The organism is Ruegeria sp. CI8 (genome assembly GCF_056536865.1).
Genome location: NZ_JBQFQL010000003.1, coordinates 370,835 through 389,633, shown reverse-complemented (window position 1 = coordinate 389,633; position 18,799 = coordinate 370,835). Strand labels below are relative to the sequence as shown.

General features: G+C 62.3%; 12 protein-coding genes. 11 read left to right on the top strand and 1 reads right to left on the bottom strand.

Features of this window, described 5'->3' with window-relative positions:
• The 9 genes from ACR0DA_RS15065 to ACR0DA_RS15025 form a co-directional block, all read left to right on the top strand.
• Nucleotides 1-516: ABC transporter permease (locus ACR0DA_RS15065; protein WP_480754712.1), on the top strand; the 516-nt coding region annotated here is incomplete at its 5' end.
• Nucleotides 517-521: 5 nt separating this feature from the next.
• The gene (locus ACR0DA_RS15060) at nt 522-2,201 is read left to right on the top strand and encodes an ABC transporter ATP-binding protein (RefSeq protein ID WP_170599999.1); all 1,680 of its coding nucleotides are present in this window, start codon (nt 522-524) and stop codon (nt 2,199-2,201) included.
• Nucleotides 2,202-2,205: 4 nt separating this feature from the next.
• Nucleotides 2,206-4,641 carry a nitrite reductase large subunit NirB gene (gene nirB / locus ACR0DA_RS15055; protein WP_480754710.1) on the top strand — a complete coding sequence of 812 codons (2,436 nt, stop codon included), beginning with the start codon at nt 2,206-2,208 and terminating at the stop codon, nt 4,639-4,641.
• The gene (gene nirD / locus ACR0DA_RS15050) at nt 4,638-4,970 is read left to right on the top strand and encodes a nitrite reductase small subunit NirD (protein ID WP_093963084.1); all 333 of its coding nucleotides are present in this window, start codon (nt 4,638-4,640) and stop codon (nt 4,968-4,970) included. The genes nirB and nirD overlap by 4 nt, the downstream gene beginning before the upstream one ends.
• A complete protein-coding gene (locus tag ACR0DA_RS15045) occupies nt 4,970-7,630 on the top strand; it encodes a molybdopterin-dependent oxidoreductase (RefSeq protein ID WP_480754707.1) in 2,661 nt (886 codons plus the stop codon). The genes nirD and ACR0DA_RS15045 overlap by 1 nt, the downstream gene beginning before the upstream one ends.
• Before the next feature lie 225 nt (nt 7,631-7,855).
• Complete coding sequence (locus tag ACR0DA_RS15040; protein WP_480754706.1) at nt 7,856-9,955, top strand: hydantoinase/oxoprolinase family protein; 2,100 nt, start codon at nt 7,856-7,858, stop codon at nt 9,953-9,955.
• Nucleotides 9,952-11,601 carry a hydantoinase B/oxoprolinase family protein gene (locus ACR0DA_RS15035; RefSeq protein WP_480754704.1) on the top strand — a complete coding sequence of 550 codons (1,650 nt, stop codon included), beginning with the start codon at nt 9,952-9,954 and terminating at the stop codon, nt 11,599-11,601. The genes ACR0DA_RS15040 and ACR0DA_RS15035 overlap by 4 nt, the downstream gene beginning before the upstream one ends.
• The gene (locus tag ACR0DA_RS15030; RefSeq protein ID WP_480754702.1) at nt 11,598-12,680 is read left to right on the top strand and encodes a pyridoxal phosphate-dependent aminotransferase; all 1,083 of its coding nucleotides are present in this window, start codon (nt 11,598-11,600) and stop codon (nt 12,678-12,680) included. The genes ACR0DA_RS15035 and ACR0DA_RS15030 overlap by 4 nt, the downstream gene beginning before the upstream one ends.
• On the top strand, nt 12,677-13,435 hold the full coding sequence (locus tag ACR0DA_RS15025; protein ID WP_170596281.1) for a maleate cis-trans isomerase family protein: 759 nt from the start codon (nt 12,677-12,679) through the stop codon (nt 13,433-13,435). The genes ACR0DA_RS15030 and ACR0DA_RS15025 overlap by 4 nt, the downstream gene beginning before the upstream one ends.
• Before the next feature lie 50 nt (nt 13,436-13,485).
• Here ACR0DA_RS15025 and ACR0DA_RS15020 read toward each other — a convergent pair whose 3' ends face one another.
• The gene (locus tag ACR0DA_RS15020; protein ID WP_170600006.1) at nt 13,486-16,362 is read right to left on the bottom strand and encodes an ATP-binding protein; all 2,877 of its coding nucleotides are present in this window, start codon (nt 16,360-16,362) and stop codon (nt 13,486-13,488) included.
• 151 nt (nt 16,363-16,513) lie between these two features.
• On the opposite strand from ACR0DA_RS15020, the gene ACR0DA_RS15015 reads away from it, so the two are divergent.
• Both ACR0DA_RS15015 and ACR0DA_RS15010 read left to right on the top strand, forming a co-directional pair.
• Nucleotides 16,514-16,795 (top strand): Os1348 family NHLP clan protein, encoded by a 282-nt coding sequence (locus ACR0DA_RS15015; protein WP_170341400.1) that lies wholly within the window; start codon nt 16,514-16,516, stop codon nt 16,793-16,795.
• A 6-nt stretch (nt 16,796-16,801) separates the two neighbouring features.
• Nucleotides 16,802-18,769 carry a RiPP maturation radical SAM C-methyltransferase gene (locus tag ACR0DA_RS15010; protein ID WP_480754700.1) on the top strand — a complete coding sequence of 656 codons (1,968 nt, stop codon included), beginning with the start codon at nt 16,802-16,804 and terminating at the stop codon, nt 18,767-18,769.
• Nucleotides 18,770-18,799 lie beyond the last annotated feature (30 nt).

Here is an 18,799-nt window from a genome sequence, read left to right as displayed (position 1 = left end):
CCGCTGATCCAGGTGTTCAAACCGGTCTCGCCGCTGGCCTGGCTGCCGATCGTGACGATGATCGTCTCGGCCGTCTATGTCACCAATGACGGCTGGTTCGCGAAATCCTTCCTGATCTCGGCCATCACGGTGACGCTGTGTTCGCTGTGGCCCACGCTGATCAACACCTCGTTGGGCGTGGCCTCGATCGACAAGGATCTGGTGAACGTGTCCAAGGTTCTGAAGATGAACACCTGGACCAAGATCACCAAGCTGGTGCTGCCCTCGGCGCTGCCGCTGATCTTCACCGGCCTGCGCCTGTCGCTGGGCGTGGGTTGGATGGTCCTGATCGCGGCCGAGATGTTGGCGCAGAACCCGGGCCTGGGCAAATTCGTCTGGGACGAGTTCCAGAACGGCTCGTCCAGCTCGCTGGCCCGGATCATGGTGGCGGTCTTTACCATCGGCATCATCGGCTTCCTGCTGGACCGGGTGATGTACGCGCTGCAGTCCCTGTTTACCTTTACCAACAACCGGTGAGCGTGATGAGCATCCTCAGCTTCGAAAACGTCTCGAAATCCTTCGGCGAAGGCACCGGGCGCACCGATGTTCTGAACGGCATCGACCTGCAGGTGCAAGAGGGCGAGTTCCTGGTGATCCTGGGCTTTTCCGGCACCGGCAAGACCACGCTGATCAACCTGATGGCCGGGCTGGACATGCCCAGCCGCGGGCAGGTCACCTTCAAGGGCGCGCCTATCAAGGGGCCGGGGCCGGAACGCGGCATGATCTTTCAGAACTACTCGCTGATGCCGTGGCTGACGGTCAGCGGCAATGTCGGACTGGCGGTCGATACGGTCTTTCCGGGCCTGCCCAAGGCCGAGAAGGCCGCGAAGGTGGCCCATTTCGTCAAGATGGTCGGCCTAAGTCACGCGGCGTCGCGCCGGCCGGCCGAATTGTCGGGCGGGATGCGCCAGCGGGTCAACGTAGCCAGGGCGCTGGCCATGAACCCCGAGGTCTTGTTGCTGGACGAGCCGCTGTCGGCACTGGACGCTCTGACCCGCGCCAACCTGGCCGACGAGATCGAGCGCATCTGGGAAGCCGACCGCAAGACCTGCGTGCTGATCACCAATGACGTGGACGAGGCGATCATTCTGGCCGACCGGATCATCGCCCTGAACCCCGACGGCACGCTGGGGCAGGAGTTCCGCGTCTCGATCCCGCGCCCGCGCGACCGGGCGGCGAGGAACACCGATGAAACCTTCAAGCGCCTGCGCGCCGAGGTCACCAAATACCTGATGGATGTGGGGATCGAGGCCAAGGTCGAAGGCACCCGCATCCTGCCCGAGGTCACGCCGATCCACGGCGTGCCCACCGCCGTGACCGAGGCGCAGAAGGGCATGATCGACAGCCGGTTCCTGGATTTCTCGCAACTGCACAAGGTCTATCCCACGCCCAAGGGGCCGCTGACCGTGGTCGAGGACTTCGATCTGAAGATCGACAAGGGCGAGTTCATCTCGCTGATCGGCCATTCGGGCTGCGGCAAATCCACGGTGCTGACCATGGCGGCGGGGCTGAACGAGATTTCCAAGGGCGCGATCAAGCTGGATGGCCGCCACGTCGAAGGCGCCGACCCTGAACGCGCGGTGGTGTTCCAGTCACCCAACCTGTTCCCGTGGCTGTCCGCGAAAGAGAACGTGGCGATCGGGGTCGACAAGGTCTATCCGAACGCCAGCCAGGCCGAACGGCAGGACGTGGTGGAATACTACCTGGAACGCGTCGGCCTGGCCGATGCGATGGACAAGCAGGCCAGCGACCTGTCGAACGGCATGAGACAGCGCGTCGGCATCGCCCGCGCCTTTGCCCTGTCGCCCAAGCTGCTGCTGCTGGATGAACCTTTCGGGATGCTCGACAGCCTGACCCGCTGGGAGCTGCAGGAGGTTCTGATGGAGGTCTGGTCGCGCACCAAGGTCACCGCGATCTGCGTCACCCATGACGTGGACGAGGCGATCCTGCTGGCCGACCGGGTGGTGATGATGACCAACGGCCCGCAGGCTACGATCGGCAAGATCACCCGCGTGGACCTGCCGCGCCCGCGCACCCGCAAGGCGTTGCTCGAACATCCCGACTACTACGCCTACCGGCAGGAAGTTCTGGATTTCCTCGAAGAATACGAACACGGCGCCAAGCCGAAATCGCCCGCCCCCAAGGCCATTGCAGCGGAGTGACCCCATGAAACAGAAACTTGTCGTGATCGGTGCCGGGATGGCGTCGGGCCGCGTGCTTGAACATCTGACCGAGACCGCGCCAGATGTGTTCGACATCACGCTTTTCAACGCCGAACCGCGCGGAAACTACAACCGCATCATGCTCAGCCCGGTTCTGTCGGGCGAGAAGACCTATGAGGACATCGTCACCCATGACGGCGACTGGTACGCGCAACGGGGCATCGCCTGCCGCTTTGGCGAGCATGTGGTGAAGATCGACCGCGAGATGAAGGTGGTCGAGGGCGAAAACGGTCATGTGCCCTATGACAAGCTGCTGATCGCCACCGGCTCGGCCCCGTTCATCATTCCGGTTCCGGGCAAGGACCTGCCCGGCGTCATCTCCTATCGCGATCTGGACGACACCAACGCGATGATCGACGCGGCCGCCAAGGGTGGCAACGCGGTGGTGATCGGCGGCGGTCTTCTGGGGCTCGAGGCCGCGGCGGGGCTGGCCGAGCGCGGCATGACCGTCACCGTGGTGCACCTGATGGGCCATCTGATGGAACGGCAGCTGGATGAGGCCGCCGGATACCTGCTGCGCAAGGATCTGGAAAGGCGGGGGATCACCGTGCGAACCCAGGCCTCGACCAAGGCCATTCTGGGCGAGGGTCGCGCCGAGGCGGTGCTGCTGGAAAGCGGCGAGACGCTGCCCGCCGACCTGGTGGTGATGGCCGTCGGCATCCGCCCCGAAACCCGGCTGGCCACCGATGCCGGGCTGGACGTTGCCCGCGGGATCGAGGTGAACGCGCAGATGCAAAGCTCGGACCCGGATGTGATGGCCGTGGGCGAATGCGTCGAATTCGACGGCCACCTGTTCGGCCTGGTGGCGCCGCTTTTCGATCAGGCCAAGGTCGTGGCCAATACCCTGCTGGGCCAGCCGGATGCTTTCGTGGTCAAGGAACTGGTCACCAAGCTGAAGGTCACCGGCTGCGACCTGTTCAGCGCCGGAGACTTCGCCGAGGGCGAGGGACGCGATGACATCGTGTTCCGCGACCCGGCGCGCGGGGTCTACAAGCGGCTGGTGATCGAAGACGACCGCCTGATTGGTGCTGTCATGTATGGCGACACCGCCGATGGCAGCTGGTTTTTCGGCCTGATCAAGGACGGCACCGACATCGACGAGATGCGCGACACGCTGATCTTTGGCCCGGCCTATCAGGGGGGCGACACCGCGGACCCTCTGTCAGCCGTTGCAGCATTGCCGCCTGAGGCGGAGATCTGCGGCTGCAACGGCGTATGCAAGGGCACCATCGTCGAGGCGATCGCCGCCGGCGCCACCGATCTGGCCGCCGTGCGCGCCAGCACCAAGGCCAGCGCATCCTGCGGAACGTGCACGGGTCTGGTCGAACAGGTCCTGCAGGGCACGCTTGGCGATGAGTTCCAGATGCCGGCTGCGCAACCGATCTGCGGGTGCACCGACCTGACCCACGAAGACGTGCGCCGCCTGATCAAGGCGCAAGAGCTGAAAAGCCAGGCCGCAGTCTGGCAGGAGCTGGGCTGGAAAACGCCCAATGGCTGCCATGTCTGCCGGCCGGCGATCAACTATTACCTGCTGGCCGACTGGCCGCTGGAATACCAGGACGACCCGCAAAGCCGGTTCGTCAACGAACGCAAACACGCCAACATCCAGAAGGACGGCACCTTCAGCGTCGTGCCCCGCATGTGGGGCGGCATCACCAACCCGGCCGAGCTGCGCGCCATCGCCGACGCGGCCGAGAAATACGACGTGCCCACCGTCAAGGTCACCGGCGGTCAGCGCATCGACCTGCTGGGCGTCAAGGGCGAGGACCTGCCCGCCATCTGGGCCGATCTGAACCGGGCCGGCCTGGTCTCGGGGCACGCCTATTCCAAGGGTCTGCGCACGGTCAAAACCTGTGTCGGCACAGATCACTGCCGCTTCGGAACCCAGGACAGCACCGGCCTTGGCATCAAGCTGGAACAGATCCTGTGGGGATCGTGGACACCGCACAAGCTCAAGCTGGCGGTTTCGGGCTGCCCCCGCAACTGTGCCGAGGCGACCTGCAAAGATATCGGCGTGGTCTGCGTGGACTCGGGCTATCAGATCGGCATCGGCGGGGCGGCCGGGATGGACGTCAAGGAAACCGAACTGCTGTGCCAGGTCCCGACCGAGGACGAGGCGATCGAGGTGGTGATGGCCGTCACCCAGGCCTATCGCGAGGGCGGCAAGTATCTGGACCGGCTGTACAAATGGCTGGCCAAGGTCGGCATGGACTGGGTCAGGGCCAATGTGGTCGACGACCTCGAAAACAGGCGGGCATTGGTCGCGCGGTTCGAACTGTCGCAAAGCATCTATCGCAAGGACCCCTGGGCCGAGCATGTGCGTGACAAGGCGCCGAGCTATGCCCCGATTGCAGATTTCACCCTGGAGGCCGCGGAATGAGCTGGATCGACATCGGACATATCGACGACGTGCCGCTGCGTGGCGCGCGTCTGGTGAAAACCCGTCTTGGCTGCATCGCCATCTTCCGCACGGCCGAGGCCGAACTGTTCGCGGCCAGCAATGCCTGCCCCCACAAGGGCGGCCCGCTGTCCGAAGGCATCGTGCATGGCCAGTCGGTGACCTGCCCGCTGCACAACTGGGTGTTCGACCTGAATACGGGCGAGGCCCAAGGCGCGGATGAAGGCCGGATCACCACCTATCCGGTTCGGCTGGAGGGCGGGCGCATCCTGCTGGACGCCCGCGCCGTCACCGAGCGGAGCGCCGCGTGATGGACGGCTCGAACCTGCCCGAGGTGCGATCCACCTGCGCCTATTGCGGCGTGGGCTGCGGCGTGCTGCTGCGCCCGGACGGGGCCGGCGGTCTGACCGTGCGGGGCGACCCGGACCACCCGGCGAATTTCGGACGGTTGTGTTCCAAGGGTACCGCGCTGGGTGACACGGTCGGGCTGGGCCACCGCCTGCTGGCCCCGCGCGCCTTTGGCCGGGACGTGGGCTGGGACGACGCGCTGCAGTTGGTGGCCGACCGGTTCCGCGAAACGATCGCGGCGCATGGTCCCGACAGCGTGGCCTTCTATGTCTCGGGGCAGTTGCTGACCGAGGATTACTATGTGACCAACAAGCTGATGAAGGGCTTCATCGGATCGGCCAATATCGACACCAATTCGCGGCTGTGTATGGCCTCGACCGTGGCCGGGCACAAGCGGGCCTTTGGCACCGACACCGTGCCCGGCACCTACGAGGATCTGGACCAGGCCGATCTGGTGGTGCTGGTCGGGTCGAACCTGGCGTGGTGCCACCCGGTTCTGTACCAGCGCGTTCTGGCGGCACGGCAGGCGCGCGGCACCCGGATCGTGGTGATCGACCCGCGCCGCACCGCCAGCTGCGATCAGGCCGATCTGCATCTGGCGCTGAATCCGGGCAGCGACGTGGCGCTGTTCAACGGGCTGCTGACCGAGATTCATCGGCGCGGGGCCGTGGACCCGGACTTCGTGAGGCTAACCTCGGGTCTGGAAGCCGCACTGGAAACGGCCGGAAACGACCAGATCTCGGAAACCGGCCTGCCTGCCGAAAAACTCGCCGCATTTTTCGATCTATGGATCAATACCCCGCGCGTCGTGACGGTCTTCAGCCAGGGAGTGAACCAATCCTCCAGCGGGACTGACAAGGTCAACGCCATCCTGAACTGCCATCTGGCCACCGGTCGGATCGGGCGGCCGGGAATGGGCCCGTTCTCAGTCACCGGCCAACCCAACGCGATGGGTGGGCGCGAAGTGGGTGGTCTGGCCAACACGCTGGCTTGCCATCTGGACATCGAAAACGCCGATCATCGCGCCGCGGTTCAGGCGTATTGGCAATCCCCTGCAATACCGCAGTCTCCGGGGCTGAAGGCCGTGGACATGTTCCGCGCGGTCGAAGATGGGCAGATCAAGGCCCTTTGGATCATTCACACCAACCCGGCAGCAACCATGCCCGAAGCTGACAGGGTCAGCCGCGCAATTGCCGACTGCCCATTCACGGTCGTCAGTGATCTGACGTTGCATACCGATACGGCGCGCCTGGCCGACGTTGTGCTGCCGGCCGCCGGGTGGGCCGAAAAGAACGGAACGGTCACGAATTCGGACCGAACCATCAGCCGGCAACGCGCCGTTTTGCAGCCACCGGGCCAAGCGCGCCCGGATTGGGATATCCTGGCCGAAGTTGGCCGCCGCATGGGATGGAAATCCGCGTTCGACTACGCTTCACCGGCCGAAATATTCCGGGAATACGCCGCCATGTCCCAAATCGCCGCGCGGTTCGGGAAAGACTTCGACATTTCGGGCTTCTCCGAAATTGACGAGGCGGGCTATGCCGAATTGGAACCCACCCGCTGGCCATTGGGTCGCAAGCGTGCAGGTGGGAGATTTTTCGGTGACGGACACTTCTTTCACTCCGACAGGAAGGCCCGGATCGTTCCCGTTGCCCATCGACCTCCGGCAGCCCTGCCCGGACAGCAATATCCCTTTGTGATGAACACCGGACGCACACGGGATCAATGGCACACCATGACCCGGACCGGTCTTTCAGCCCGCCTGTCCGCGCATCTGGCCGAGCCATTTGTGGACATTCACCCCCAGGACGCCGCCCGCGAGGGGATATCCAGAGCCGACCTTGTCGAAGTCACCAGCCGCACTGGGCGTGGTATTTTTCGCGCGCGCATCACCCAAGATGTTCGCATCGGTCACGCCTTTGCTCCCATCCATTGGACTGCGGAAACGGCGCCTTCGGGCCGGGTGGACATGCTGGTTCCCGGCACCACTGATCCGATTTCCGGACAACCCGAAAGCAAGGCCACACCCGTTTCGATCTCGGTCATGCAGGCAGCGTGGTACGCCTTTGCCGTCTCCAGGAAACCCCTGAACCCCTCGGTCGCCTACCGCGCGACGGTCCGAACGGACAACGGTTACAGGACAGAGCTGGCTGATCATGCCCGGATACAGAATTGGGAACAAACCGCCCGCGAATGGTTTGCACTGACCGATGCAGACGCGGTCACGGCAGGTGATCCGGCCCGCGGTTCATTTCGCATTGCGTTGTCGCAGAACGGATGCCTGCAAGCGGCACTGTTCGTGTCGCCGCGCCCCCTGCCCTTGATGCGGGACTATCTTGCGTCGATGCCGGACATACCACCCGCACAGGTTCTGCCCGGCCGCGCGCCCGCAGATGCCAAGGACACCGGACCGATCATCTGCGCCTGTTTTGGCGTCGGGTTGAAGACGATCGTTGACGCGATCTCGTGCGGGCAAGCGATCAGTGTCGACGCTATCGGCGCGGCGTTGAACGCCGGAACAAATTGCGGGTCTTGCCGGCCTGAATTGGGTGCCCTGATCGACCGGTATGCCCCGGATGCCGCCGACAACCTGAGCCGACAATTGCAGGGAGACGTCGCCTAGCCCGGTCGCATTTCTGTTGACAGGTGATCCAGCGATGGGCAGCATTTTTTCATCGGATCGACAACCAGAGTGATCAAGCCGTGATTGACTGCACCAAAGATAACCAAGGCCGCCGGGCAACCGGTTGCAACCTCGTCGTCTGACGAGGGACGGGTTTTTCGCAGTCTCCGGATGCTGAACCAGCAGCCCGGACCGATCTGAAACTTCTGCCCATGGCTTCATTTTATGCACAATCACGCTGGGCTTCGGCTGGCCGTCGATATTGGCGGCACATTTACCGATACCGTTCTGATGGACGGGCAATCCAATATCCTCGCAACGACGAAAACTCCGACGACACCGGACAACCCAACCGTCGGTGCCGTGACTGGTGCAAAGCGCGTTCTGGATGACGCCAACGCCAGTTTCTCGCAGGTTTCCGGGTTCATTCACGGCACCACGCTGGCCACCAATGCCCTGATCGAGCGGCGCGGTGCCCCGGTTGCGACAATAAACACCGACGGGTTTCGGGATATCCTCGAGATTGGGTATGAACGTCGTTACAGCCAGTATGACATCAATCTGGTCAAGCCCAACCTGCTGGTCCCACGCGCTCGTGCCTTCACGATCGGCGGGCGAATGGATGCACGTGGTGACGAACTTACACCGCTGGATGTCGCCGGTATGAGCGATCTGGTGCGCCGGATTGCGGATAGCGACGCCCAGGCCGTGGCGGTGTGCCTGATGCATTCCTATGCCAACCCAAAGCACGAGCTGGCTCTGCGGGACCAGTTGCTCAGGGCTCTCCCCGACCTGGCCATCTCGCTCTCGCACGAAGTCAGCCCCGAGGCGCGCGAATTTGACCGCCTGTGCACCACCATCGCCAACGCCTATATCCAGCCCCAGATGGCCGGGTATCTGGCCGAGTTCCAATCCCGCTTCGCCGCAGAGGGGCTGAGCTGTCCCATTCTCATGATGACGGCCGGTGGTGGTATGACAACCCTGGAAACGGCCGCCCGCCTGCCGATCCGGTTGGTCGAATCCGGCCCGGCCGGCGGGGCCATCCTTGCAGCACGGATCGCGGCTGAAACCGGTGCGCGCGCCGTAACCAGCTTTGACATGGGCGGGACGACGGCCAAGCTGTGTCTGATTGATGCTTTCCGCCCGCAGACCGCGCGCAGGTTCGAAATCGCAAGGGCCGCGCGCTTCATCAAAGGCTCAGGCATGCCGGTGCGCATCCCCGTGATCGAGATGATCGAAATCGGCGCAGGCGGCGGCTCGATTGCCAGAGTCGACCGGCTAGGTCGCCTGCAGGTTGGCCCCGAAAGTGCCGGCGCACAGCCAGGCCCTGCCGCTTTCGGCAATGGCGGTAGGGCGGCGACCGTGACAGACGCCGATGTGGTGCAGGGCCTGATCGAACCCGGCCGGTTTGCCGAAGGCCGACTGACGATTGACACGGCAGCCGCCGAACAGGCCATCACCGTGGAAATCGGGAGCGCACTGGATTTGGCGCCGGACCTGGCCGCACGTGGTCTCAGCGAAATCGTCGACGAAAGCATGGCCGCCGCAGGTCGGATGCACGCGGTCGAGTCCGGAAAAGAGTTGGCAACCCGAGTGATGATCGCCTTTGGCGGCAATGGGCCATTGCACGCAACGCGAGTGGCCCGGCGGTGTCAGGTCGACCAAATCGTGATCCCGAAGGACCCGGGCGTAGGGTCAGCGGTCGGATTTCTTTATGCCCCGGTCGCCTTCGAAATCGTCCGGTCGCGCTATGCCACTCTGGATCAGCCGGATCTCGACGGTCTCAACGCTTTTTTTGACGAAATGACAGCCGAGGCGCTGACCGTGGTCCGTGCCGGTGCACCTGAAGCCGAGTTGTCGATCCGAAAACAGGCTTTCATGCGGTACCACGGCCAGGGTCATGAGATCGAGATCGCACTTCCGGATCGGGCACTTGGGCCTGCAGACATCGAAACCCTGCGCCGGGATTTCGAATCCGAGTACAGCCGGTTGTTCCGCCGCGCGGTACCGGGAATGTCGATCGAGATTCTCAACTGGTCTGTCGAGATCTCGTCGCCCGCTCCTGCCCTCAGCCGGGTTCCTGACGGAGCCCACCAGCGCACGGTGCGCCCGTGCGGCCATCGACGCATTCTGTGTGATGTCAGCGGGCATTGGTGCGACGCCGGTATCTACGATCGATCCGTGCTTGAACCCGGCGATAGCTTGCGCGGACCGGCGCTGATTACCGAGCCTCAAACCACCACATTCGTCAGCGCGGATTTTCAGGCCAGCGTCGATGGCGGCGGCAATCTCTGGCTCAACCGGATACAGGAGGACGCCGAATGAACACGACGAATACCCGTCTGCAGGTCATGTGGAACCGGCTGCTAGCGGTGGTCGAAGAACAGGGCCAGGCGCTGATCCGGGCCGCCTTTTCTCCGATCGTTCGTGAATGCGGCGACATATCCGCCGGCATTTTTGATGTACGCGGCCGTATGCTGGCCCAGGCCGTTACCGGAACGCCGGGCCACATCAACACGATGGCCGAAGCGGTTAAGACCCTGTGCGGGCGATACTCCCGCTCCGAAATGAAGCCGGGCGATATTTTTCTGACCAATGATCCTTGGATCGCATCCGGCCATTTGAACGATTTCCTGCTGATGATGCCGGTTTTTCATCGTGGCAACGTGGTTGGGTTTACGGCCTGCACCTCGCATCTGGTCGACCTTGGCGGTTTGGGCATGGGTCCCGAAGGCTCGGATATCTTTGATGAGGGACTCCGTATCCCGCCGTGCAAACTGGTCGACCAAGGTCAGTTGAACGCGCTGCTGATGAATATCGTCAAAGCCAACTCGCGCGAGCCCATCGCCAATGAGGGCGACATCTACGCATTGATCGCATGTTGCGAAACGGGCGCAGCGCGTCTGGCCGACATGATGGTCGAATTTGGCATCGACACTTTGGACAGTCTGGCCGATTACATCATCGAAACCTCGCGCCGCGGCACGATCGAGGCCATTTCGGCGCTGCCGAAGGGCACGTGGCGCAATGTGCTGACCGTCGATGGGTACGAGTGCGAGATCGATTTGCACGCTGCCCTGACCATCAAGGATGACCGGGTTCTGGTCGACTTTTCGGGCACATCGGGCCTGTCGCGCAAAGGCATCAACGTGCCGCTCAACTATGCAACGGCCTATACGGTATTTGCCCTGCGCTGCATCATCGGCCCAGACATCCCCAACAATGCAGGCTCTTTGGCGCCATTCCACGTGACGGGACCGGCGGATTGCATCCTGAATGCGCAGCCACCCGCTCCGGTGGCCATGCGCCATACGTTGGGACAGATGACCCCGGATCTGGTCTATGGCTGCCTGTCGCAGGCTCTGCCGGACGCCGTGCCGTCCGAAGGCGCATCGTGCATGTACGACCTGCCTCTGCGCCACGCACCCGAGGCGGTTTCCCGCGGTGGCACGCAGTTTGCTCTGGAATTGGTGTTCAGCGGCGGAACCGGCGCAAGGCCAAGCCTGGATGGCCTGTCGGCGACGGCCTTCCCCTCGGGTGTCTGGGGCAGCCAGGTCGAGACAACCGAGGCTGTCGCGCCTATCCTGATCACGCGTCGCGAATTGCGCCAGGACAGCGGTGGCCCCGGTCGCCTCCGCGGCGGATTGGGGCAGGACATCGAAATACGCTCCTCCACCGGCGAGGATTTCATGCTGTTCCTTTCGGTCGAACGCATCGCAAACCCAGCCAAGGGACGGCACGGCGGACTGGCGGGCGCGCCCGGTCGCATCCGTCTCGGCCCCGACGGCCCGGACTTGCCGGGCAAGGGCGAGGTGCGAATTGGCGGCGGCGAAACGCTGATCTTCCAAACTCCGGGCGGCGGCGGATTTGGGCCTCCCGATGAAAGGTCACCCGTGGCTGTTCGACAGGATGTGCGGGACGAGCTTGTGAGCGCCCGGGCCGCGCAGCATGTCTATGGGGTAAAGCCATGATCCGTCCCGTTTCCCATGTCGCTGCCATGTCACCTTATGCGTTGGCTCAGCTGGATCCGCCGGCAGGACAGCGCCTTGTTTCGCTGTCGCAGAACGAAAGCCTGCGCCCGCCAAGTCCCTTGGTCGGACAGGCCGTCGCAGAGGCGGCCGCGAACGGGCACCTCTACCCGGACCCGGACTGGACGGCATTGCGTGCGCGACTGGCGGAGCTTCATGGCCTGCCCGAGCAAGGTCTGTTGTGCGGGAACGGGTCGATGGAGCTGATTGCGGGTCTGGCGCTGGCCTTTGCCGGACCAGACGCCGCCGTTCTTGCCCCTGCGAACGCGTACCCGTTTTTTCGTACCGTGGCTCAGTTGGCTCGCGCCCGTTTCGACACTGCCGCCGAGGTGGACGGATGCGTATCCGTCGACGCGCTTCTGGCGGCCGTGCAACCGGATACCAGGTTGGTGTTTGTGGCCAATCCCGGCAACCCGACAGGCACCCGTATCTCCCGCCGCGATCTGCTGCGGCTTCGGGAAGGGTTGCGGGACAACACCCTGCTAGTGATCGACGAGGCCTATGGCGAGTTCGCCGATGATCTGAACGAGCCAATGTTCGACCTTGTCGCGCGGGGGGACACGGTCGTTCTTCGAACTCTGTCCAAGGCCTACGGGCTGGCCGGGTTTCGCGTGGGTTGGGGCCTGTTCCCGCCGCAGATCGCCGTCCAGATACGCAAGGTGATGAGCCCAAACAACGTGTCGGTGTGCGGACAGGCGGCTGCCTTGGCCGCTCTGAACGATCAGAGCTACATGCGCGAGACATGTGCCCTCACTGCCGAGCTGCGCGACCGGTTCGCCAATCGCCTTCGGTCCGCCGGGTTCGACGTTCCCAAGAGCCATACCAACTTTCTTCTGATCCGCTTTGCGGACCAATCCACCGCGACCAGAGCCGACAAAGCTCTGCGGGAAAAAGGCATTTTCCTGAGACCTCAATCCGGCGCGGGACTTGCCAATTGCCTACGTGCCACCATCGGTCAGACTGCAGACCTCGAACTCATGGCCGCGGTTCTGGAACGTTGGGCCGAGGAGTTTCAGCCATGACGCAGAGAAATTTCCACCCATCTAGGGGCCGGTCCCGTTTCGGTATTCTCGTGCCGTTCACGAACACCAATCTCGAACCCGACATGACGATGCTGCGGCCCGAGGGCGTTTCACTGCACTTTGCCCGAATGGGTGGCTATGATCAGGAAGAAATACCCGATGCTGCCCAAATGCACGGTCTTGGCGCCGCCGATCTGGATGAGCCGCTCAGGCTTTTGCATGGTGTCCGGCCGGATGTCATTCTTTATGGGTGTACCTCGGCAACGCTGACCCATGGCCCGGCCTTCGATCGCGAACTTGCCGACCGTATCAGGACCAGCAGCGGGGCGCAGACCGTTACGGCCGCGGGCGCCTTGGTGCATGCACTGCATACGCTGGAGGCGACACGCATCGGCTTTGCCTCTCCCTATGTCGCAGACATCAATGACTTGGCAATCCGGTTCCTGGCCGAGACTGGCATTTCAACCGTGTCGCGGTCCGAAGTGACAGGCCAGCTGGACAATTACGGCCAAGGCGCCCTGACCCCGCAGGCGGTGTTTGACCTGGGTTTGGCCGCAGACTGCCCCGAGGCCGAGGTGTTGGTTTTGTCCTGTACGGACATGCGCAGCGTGGAAATCATCGACCGGCTTGAAAAAACTGTTAGCAAGCCCGTTCTAACTTCAAATCAGGCGATGGCATTCCAAGCAATGCAAATGGCCGGGATCACCACACCACCGGCCGGATTTGGCCGGCTGATGCTGAACCTGCAACGCTGAGGTCGAGCGCCAGAATGCGCAGTATTTTCAGCCGAGGCATTTTGGGGCGTTCAAATCTTAAACGCCCTCAATGCCTTGGATTGCTCGTGCTGAAAATACCCGTTGCGGTCACACAGGTCGTTCAAATCGGATTGCAGTTCCTTGGCCTCTTTCGTTCTGCCTTCCTGCACCAGAACCTGCACTTCGGCTGACAGCAGCCAGGCGACGAAGGCTTCCATCTCCATGTCACGCGCCAGTTCAAGACCTCGGTTCAGGACCAGCCGGGCATCCGGAAGTTCACCCAACACCGACTGCACCCGAGCCAGGGGAGCCGCTGCGAAACAGCACAAAACATCGATTCCAGCATCGTCCGACACGCGCAAGGCGCGGCGCAACGCAATGGCGGCGTCAGCCGGTTCATTTCGCTGCCAGCACCAGATCCCCCGCGCGATCAGCGCAAAACTCAGGTCATAGGCCTTGCCGGTTTCTTCGGCGATCGACAGCACCTCGCGGATACCTGCATCCGCTTCGTCAAACCGATGCATCATGCTGTTGGCGTTGGCACGGGTTGCAAGCCCGAGCACCGAAATCGACCCGGTGGTGCCCGCTTCGGCCACACGGAACACCGTCTGGAACAGATCCGCATGTTGATCGATCGCCGACCGTGCGGCCGCGAAGTTGCCGTGAAACCACGCAGCCTGGGCCAGCGCAAAGGCCGCGTTTGCCTGCAGGCGCGGATCTTCGGAGTCGGTTGCGGTTCGCAGCGCGCGCTCAGACACCTCCATTGCTTGCCGCACATCCGCCAAGATCGTCAGCATGATCGCCTGGTCGACCTGAAACGCAACGCGCGCGGATGTGTCCCCCAACGCGTCGGACAAGGCTTCCGCCTCGCGTGAGATGGTCAGGATGCGGTTGAAGTTGCCGCTGGCGACCAGCGAAACGCGCAGACCGCGTCGGGCGCGTAGCCCGAGGTCAACAGCCACCTGGGTACCGGTCCGCTTTTGAACTTGGTCGATGCACCGCAGGGCGTTTTCGAAATATGAGACGGCGGCCTCGAATGAAAACAGCTTGATCGACATCTCGCCGCACCGCGTATAAGCCTCGGCAGCCTCCAGCCATAACTCGCCTTTGTCCGCGTGACGGGCGATGGACTGTGCCACGTCCAGATCGTCGGATGTGCCGCGGCTCAGCAGAGTTTCATAGATCGCACGGTGCAGCCTTGCGCGGCGCTGGCGTGGAATACTGCGATACCCGACCTTCTGCACCAACGCATGACTGAACCGCAGCTGTTGGCCGTCCTGAGATTCCGGCAGTTCAAGAAAACCGCGTTCCACCAAGGTCGAAATCCGGGTTTTGGCGTCGAAGCCCAGCCGTTGAAGCGTGTCGGCGAGAACGCCCCACGTCCACTGCAACCCGCCGACGGCAACCAGCTGTAGAGCTTTGCGGTCCTCGCTTTGCAGGGCATCAATCCGGGAGGCGATCAACGGTTGAACCCGGGCGGGGATCTCGATGTCGCCCAGGCTGTCCATCGCTCCGTCCTTGAACCCGGCTTGCGACATGCGGTCCCGCATGTGGTGGGCAAATTCTTCAACGAAAAGCGGTGTGCGGCCGCTCATGGCTTCGATGTACGAGCCCAGCTGACCATCGATGTCGCTCTGACCCAGCAAGCGCGTGATCAGGTCCTTGCAGGCCGCCTCGCCCAGCGGGGCGACCGGAACGACCTTGAGCAAGCCCACCGGGTCATTCGTGAACAGGTTCGCGTTGCGCGATGTCAGGAGGATCAGAACATTCGTTCCCCGCACCTGCCCCAGCAGGTTGTCGATGACGTCCAGAGTCCCCTGGTCGGCCCAATGCAAATCCTCGAACAACAGAAGCAGGGGCTTGTCCTGCTTCATCGACAGAACCAGCCGCGACAGCATCTGGTTCAATTGCCTCCGTCGGCGAGACGGATCTACAGCCGAAAGCGCCGGTTCCGTTTGGAAACGGCTGAACAGTGAATACAGGGCCGATCGGGTATGCGCATCCAGGAACTTGGTCCCGCCCAGAACCTCGGACAGCTTTTGGTCCAGTTCGGCATCGGATTTGGTGTCCGACAGTCCCAAACGGGCATTTATCACGCGGGTGATCGGCAGATACGCAGCTTCCTGATCCAGCGAAAAGCAGTTGAACTCCAGAACCTGGTGCGCGCCCAGGGGCCAGTTCTCGACCAGCTCATGCAGCAGCCTGGATTTGCCGACGCCAGCCGCCCCCAACAACAGAACCGAGTTTCCTTTGCCGTCACGCGCCTGGTTCCACGCCGCAACAAGCTCGGCCAGTTCCCTTTCGCGCCCGACAAATGGCGAACGTTCGCGGCGCGCCCGCGCCATCCAGCGCGACACCTGTTCTTTGCGGCCGGTGATTTCGAACAGCTTGATCGGACCCGCACCCCCATCCAGCTCGAGATCGCCCACATGGGTATGGTCGAAAAGATCACCGGCATTCTCCAAAACCTGACCGGAAACCGTGACCACGTTCTTTCTGGCGGCGGCCTCGATCTTGCTGGCGATGTTCATGACCGGTCCTAGAAAGGCCTGCTCTTCCCCGAGGGTGTGTTGCAACTGGCCCACCAGTAGTTCGCCGGAATGAACGCCAACCCGCACATCCAACTGCCGATCGTCCAGCTTGCCGATGCGGTCGATGATCCGCTGGGCGCTGGCTATTGCCTTGACCGCGTGATCCTCGTCCGCGTTCGGTGATCCAAAAACCGCGAGCGCGCCATCGCCGGTGAACAACGTGGTTGCGCCAAACTTTTCGCAGATCGACATGATCAGTTCGATGGCAGGGCCCAGATGGCTGACGGCGTCTTCGGGATCCAAACTGCCGATCATCATGGTCGAACGAACAATGTCGGCGAACAGAACCGTGCACATTCTGCGCTCGGTCGGTTCGATCTGGACCTGTTTCCTCATGTTCAAGCGCCCCCCGACTGCCCGAGTTCAGTATGTCGCTGATCAAGGCCTTTTTCCAGACACCACGCAAGGGTGGCGCGGACCATCCACGGCATTGATATTGAGTAAAAAAACTATTAACAATTGGCCTTGTATTGCGAAAGGAACAATTATGAGTGACCACCATACTCGGGGTTTGACCCTGGAAGATGTTCAGCAGATCATTGGCCGCGGCATCCTTGACGAGGCCTTTCGAAAAGAATTCATCGACAACCCCGAAGGCGTAGTAAACCGCTTGGGAATCTCGCTCGATCAGGATGGCGAGGCGCGCAAGCTGTTGGCCGCGATTGGGAACGTCTTTTCCGGTGAATCCGACCTGAAGTCGGCGATGCAAGACATCAAGAATGCCTACGAAGATACGTCCGACGGTGTGATCCGGCCCCGCTGCGCGTAACTTCGCATGAGCGAAAGCGCGGCCGTCTCCAGTCACGACCAAGGCGCAGCCCTGCATCAGCTGTGTCTGGTGTCTATGCCGTTTTCTTCTCTGCAACATCCCGGGCTTGGGATATCTCTTCTCGCGCAGCTGGCGCGGGACAACGGCTTTGCGACGACCGAGAAGTACTTCAGCTTCGACTATGCCGAGGCGATCGGCCTCGATGAGTATTTCATGCTGTCTGATGGCCGCTGCTATCAGGCGCTGCTGGGTGAATGGATATTCAGCGATCTGATCTATCCGCGCAGCGATCTGGACGCGATGGACTACCTGACCACGGTGCTTGGTGACTATGTGTCGGGTGTCGAGTGGCTGACGTTCATGCAAAACGCCATTGCCGCCCGAAAACAGGCCGGAGCATTCGTCGAACGTTGCGCCGATGCGGTGATGGAACAGAACCCGACCGTGATCGGGATTACGTCTTCGTTCCAACAGGTCATGGCCTCGATCGCACTGGCCCGGGCTGTGCGGAAACGGTCAGCCGACGTGATCATCGTCATGGGCGGCGCCAACTGCGAGGGGCCGCTCGGGCGCGCGCTTTTGCAGGCGCATCCTGAACTGGACGCGGTTTGCATTGGCGAGGGCGACCATGCCTTTCCCGAGTTTCTGAAAGCCCTGGGGCCCAGCAGACCCTTGCCCGTGGTCGAGGGGTTTCTGAACCGGAGCCAATTGGACTACCCGCTGGACGAGTCTCGACCGCGCCTGACCACGGATCTGGACATGCTGCCCATCCCGGATTTCAACGCCTTCTTTGAACAATTTCAAAACACTACGGGGCTATCAGCGCGCCTTGTGCCATCGGCGACGATCGAAACATCGCGTGGCTGCTGGTGGGGAGCGAAACACCATTGCACTTTCTGCGGATTGAACGGCCAATCGATGACCTACCGGAGCAAGTCAGCCGAGCGGGCTTATGCCGAATTCTGCACGCTTGCCGATCTCTATGGCCCGGATCTTGTCGTGGTCGACAACATTCTGGATCACCGCTACCTCAAGACCCTGATCCCGAAACTTGCGCAGGACACCAGACCATTCCTGATGCATTACGAGGTCAAATCGAACCTCTCGCCGACCGTGATCGCCCGTCTGGCCGACGCCGGCGTTCGAAAGATCCAGCCTGGCATCGAGACCTTCGATACTCCGACCCTTGCGCATATGAGGAAAGGGGTCAGCGGAATTCAGAACATCCAGACGCTGAAGCTGTGTGCCGAGGCCGGAGTTTTTGTCGAGTGGTGTTTCCTCTACGGGTTTCCCGGAGAATGCCCCGAGGCCTTCGAACGGATGGCAAAGCTCATTCCGCTGCTGCATCACCTGCAACCACCCGGCTCGATTGGCCCGGTGCGAGCGGACCGGTTCAGCCCGTATTTTGAACACCCCGAGGCATTTGGGGTCGAGGTCGAACCAGCGAAGCCGTATTCCTTCATATTCGACCTGCCGCCCGAAGAAGTCTGGAATTTCGCCTACCATTTCGACATCGTCGACAACGGTCCAAGCCCGCCAGCGCAGCGCGCGGCGTCGACGCTGGATGCTCTTTCTGCATGGCAAAGCGAGGCCGGCACGTCAGCCCTCTACATCGAGGGCGACACGGTGATCGACCGGCGAGCGTCAGGCAAACGCGTTGTTCACCAATTGGACCAGGCGGCTCGGGCCATCCTTGACCTGAGCCCAGTGATCATCGGCAGGGCGCTTCTTGGTGATCAGGTATCCGACTTATGCGGGGTGGACGCTTTTGAAGCCGCGATGGACCGCCTTGAGAAGCTTGGGCTGATTTATGTCGAGGACAAATCCGTGCTGTCCCTGGCCCTCAGATCGCCAGGCTTCCAGCGGGCGCCGACCTGGTCCGAGATCCGCAATGAGCCAGAACGTGCTTTCGCCGCTCAATTTCCAGCAACATTCACAAGTGCACAGGTAGCGGGACCACAACCCGCGGAATGAGATCGGACCCGGAGCCTATGAATTCCCCGG

Bases quoted from the DNA above. Each gene is read 5' to 3' on its own strand.
- ACR0DA_RS15060 (WP_170599999.1), top strand. From the start codon at position 522: ATGAGCATCCTCAGCTTCGAAAACGTCTCGAAATCCTTCGGCGAAGGC.
- nirB (WP_480754710.1), top strand. From the start codon at position 2,206: ATGAAACAGAAACTTGTCGTGATCGGTGCCGGGATGGCGTCGGGCCGC.
- nirD (WP_093963084.1), top strand. From the start codon at position 4,638: ATGAGCTGGATCGACATCGGACATATCGACGACGTGCCGCTGCGTGGC.
- ACR0DA_RS15045 (WP_480754707.1), top strand. From the start codon at position 4,970: ATGGACGGCTCGAACCTGCCCGAGGTGCGATCCACCTGCGCCTATTGC.
- ACR0DA_RS15040 (WP_480754706.1), top strand. From the start codon at position 7,856: ATGCACAATCACGCTGGGCTTCGGCTGGCCGTCGATATTGGCGGCACA.
- ACR0DA_RS15035 (WP_480754704.1), top strand. From the start codon at position 9,952: ATGAACACGACGAATACCCGTCTGCAGGTCATGTGGAACCGGCTGCTA.
- ACR0DA_RS15030 (WP_480754702.1), top strand. From the start codon at position 11,598: ATGATCCGTCCCGTTTCCCATGTCGCTGCCATGTCACCTTATGCGTTG.
- ACR0DA_RS15025 (WP_170596281.1), top strand. From the start codon at position 12,677: ATGACGCAGAGAAATTTCCACCCATCTAGGGGCCGGTCCCGTTTCGGT.
- ACR0DA_RS15020 (WP_170600006.1), bottom strand. From the start codon at position 16,362: ATGAGGAAACAGGTCCAGATCGAACCGACCGAGCGCAGAATGTGCACG.
- ACR0DA_RS15015 (WP_170341400.1), top strand. From the start codon at position 16,514: ATGAGTGACCACCATACTCGGGGTTTGACCCTGGAAGATGTTCAGCAG.
- ACR0DA_RS15010 (WP_480754700.1), top strand. From the start codon at position 16,802: ATGAGCGAAAGCGCGGCCGTCTCCAGTCACGACCAAGGCGCAGCCCTG.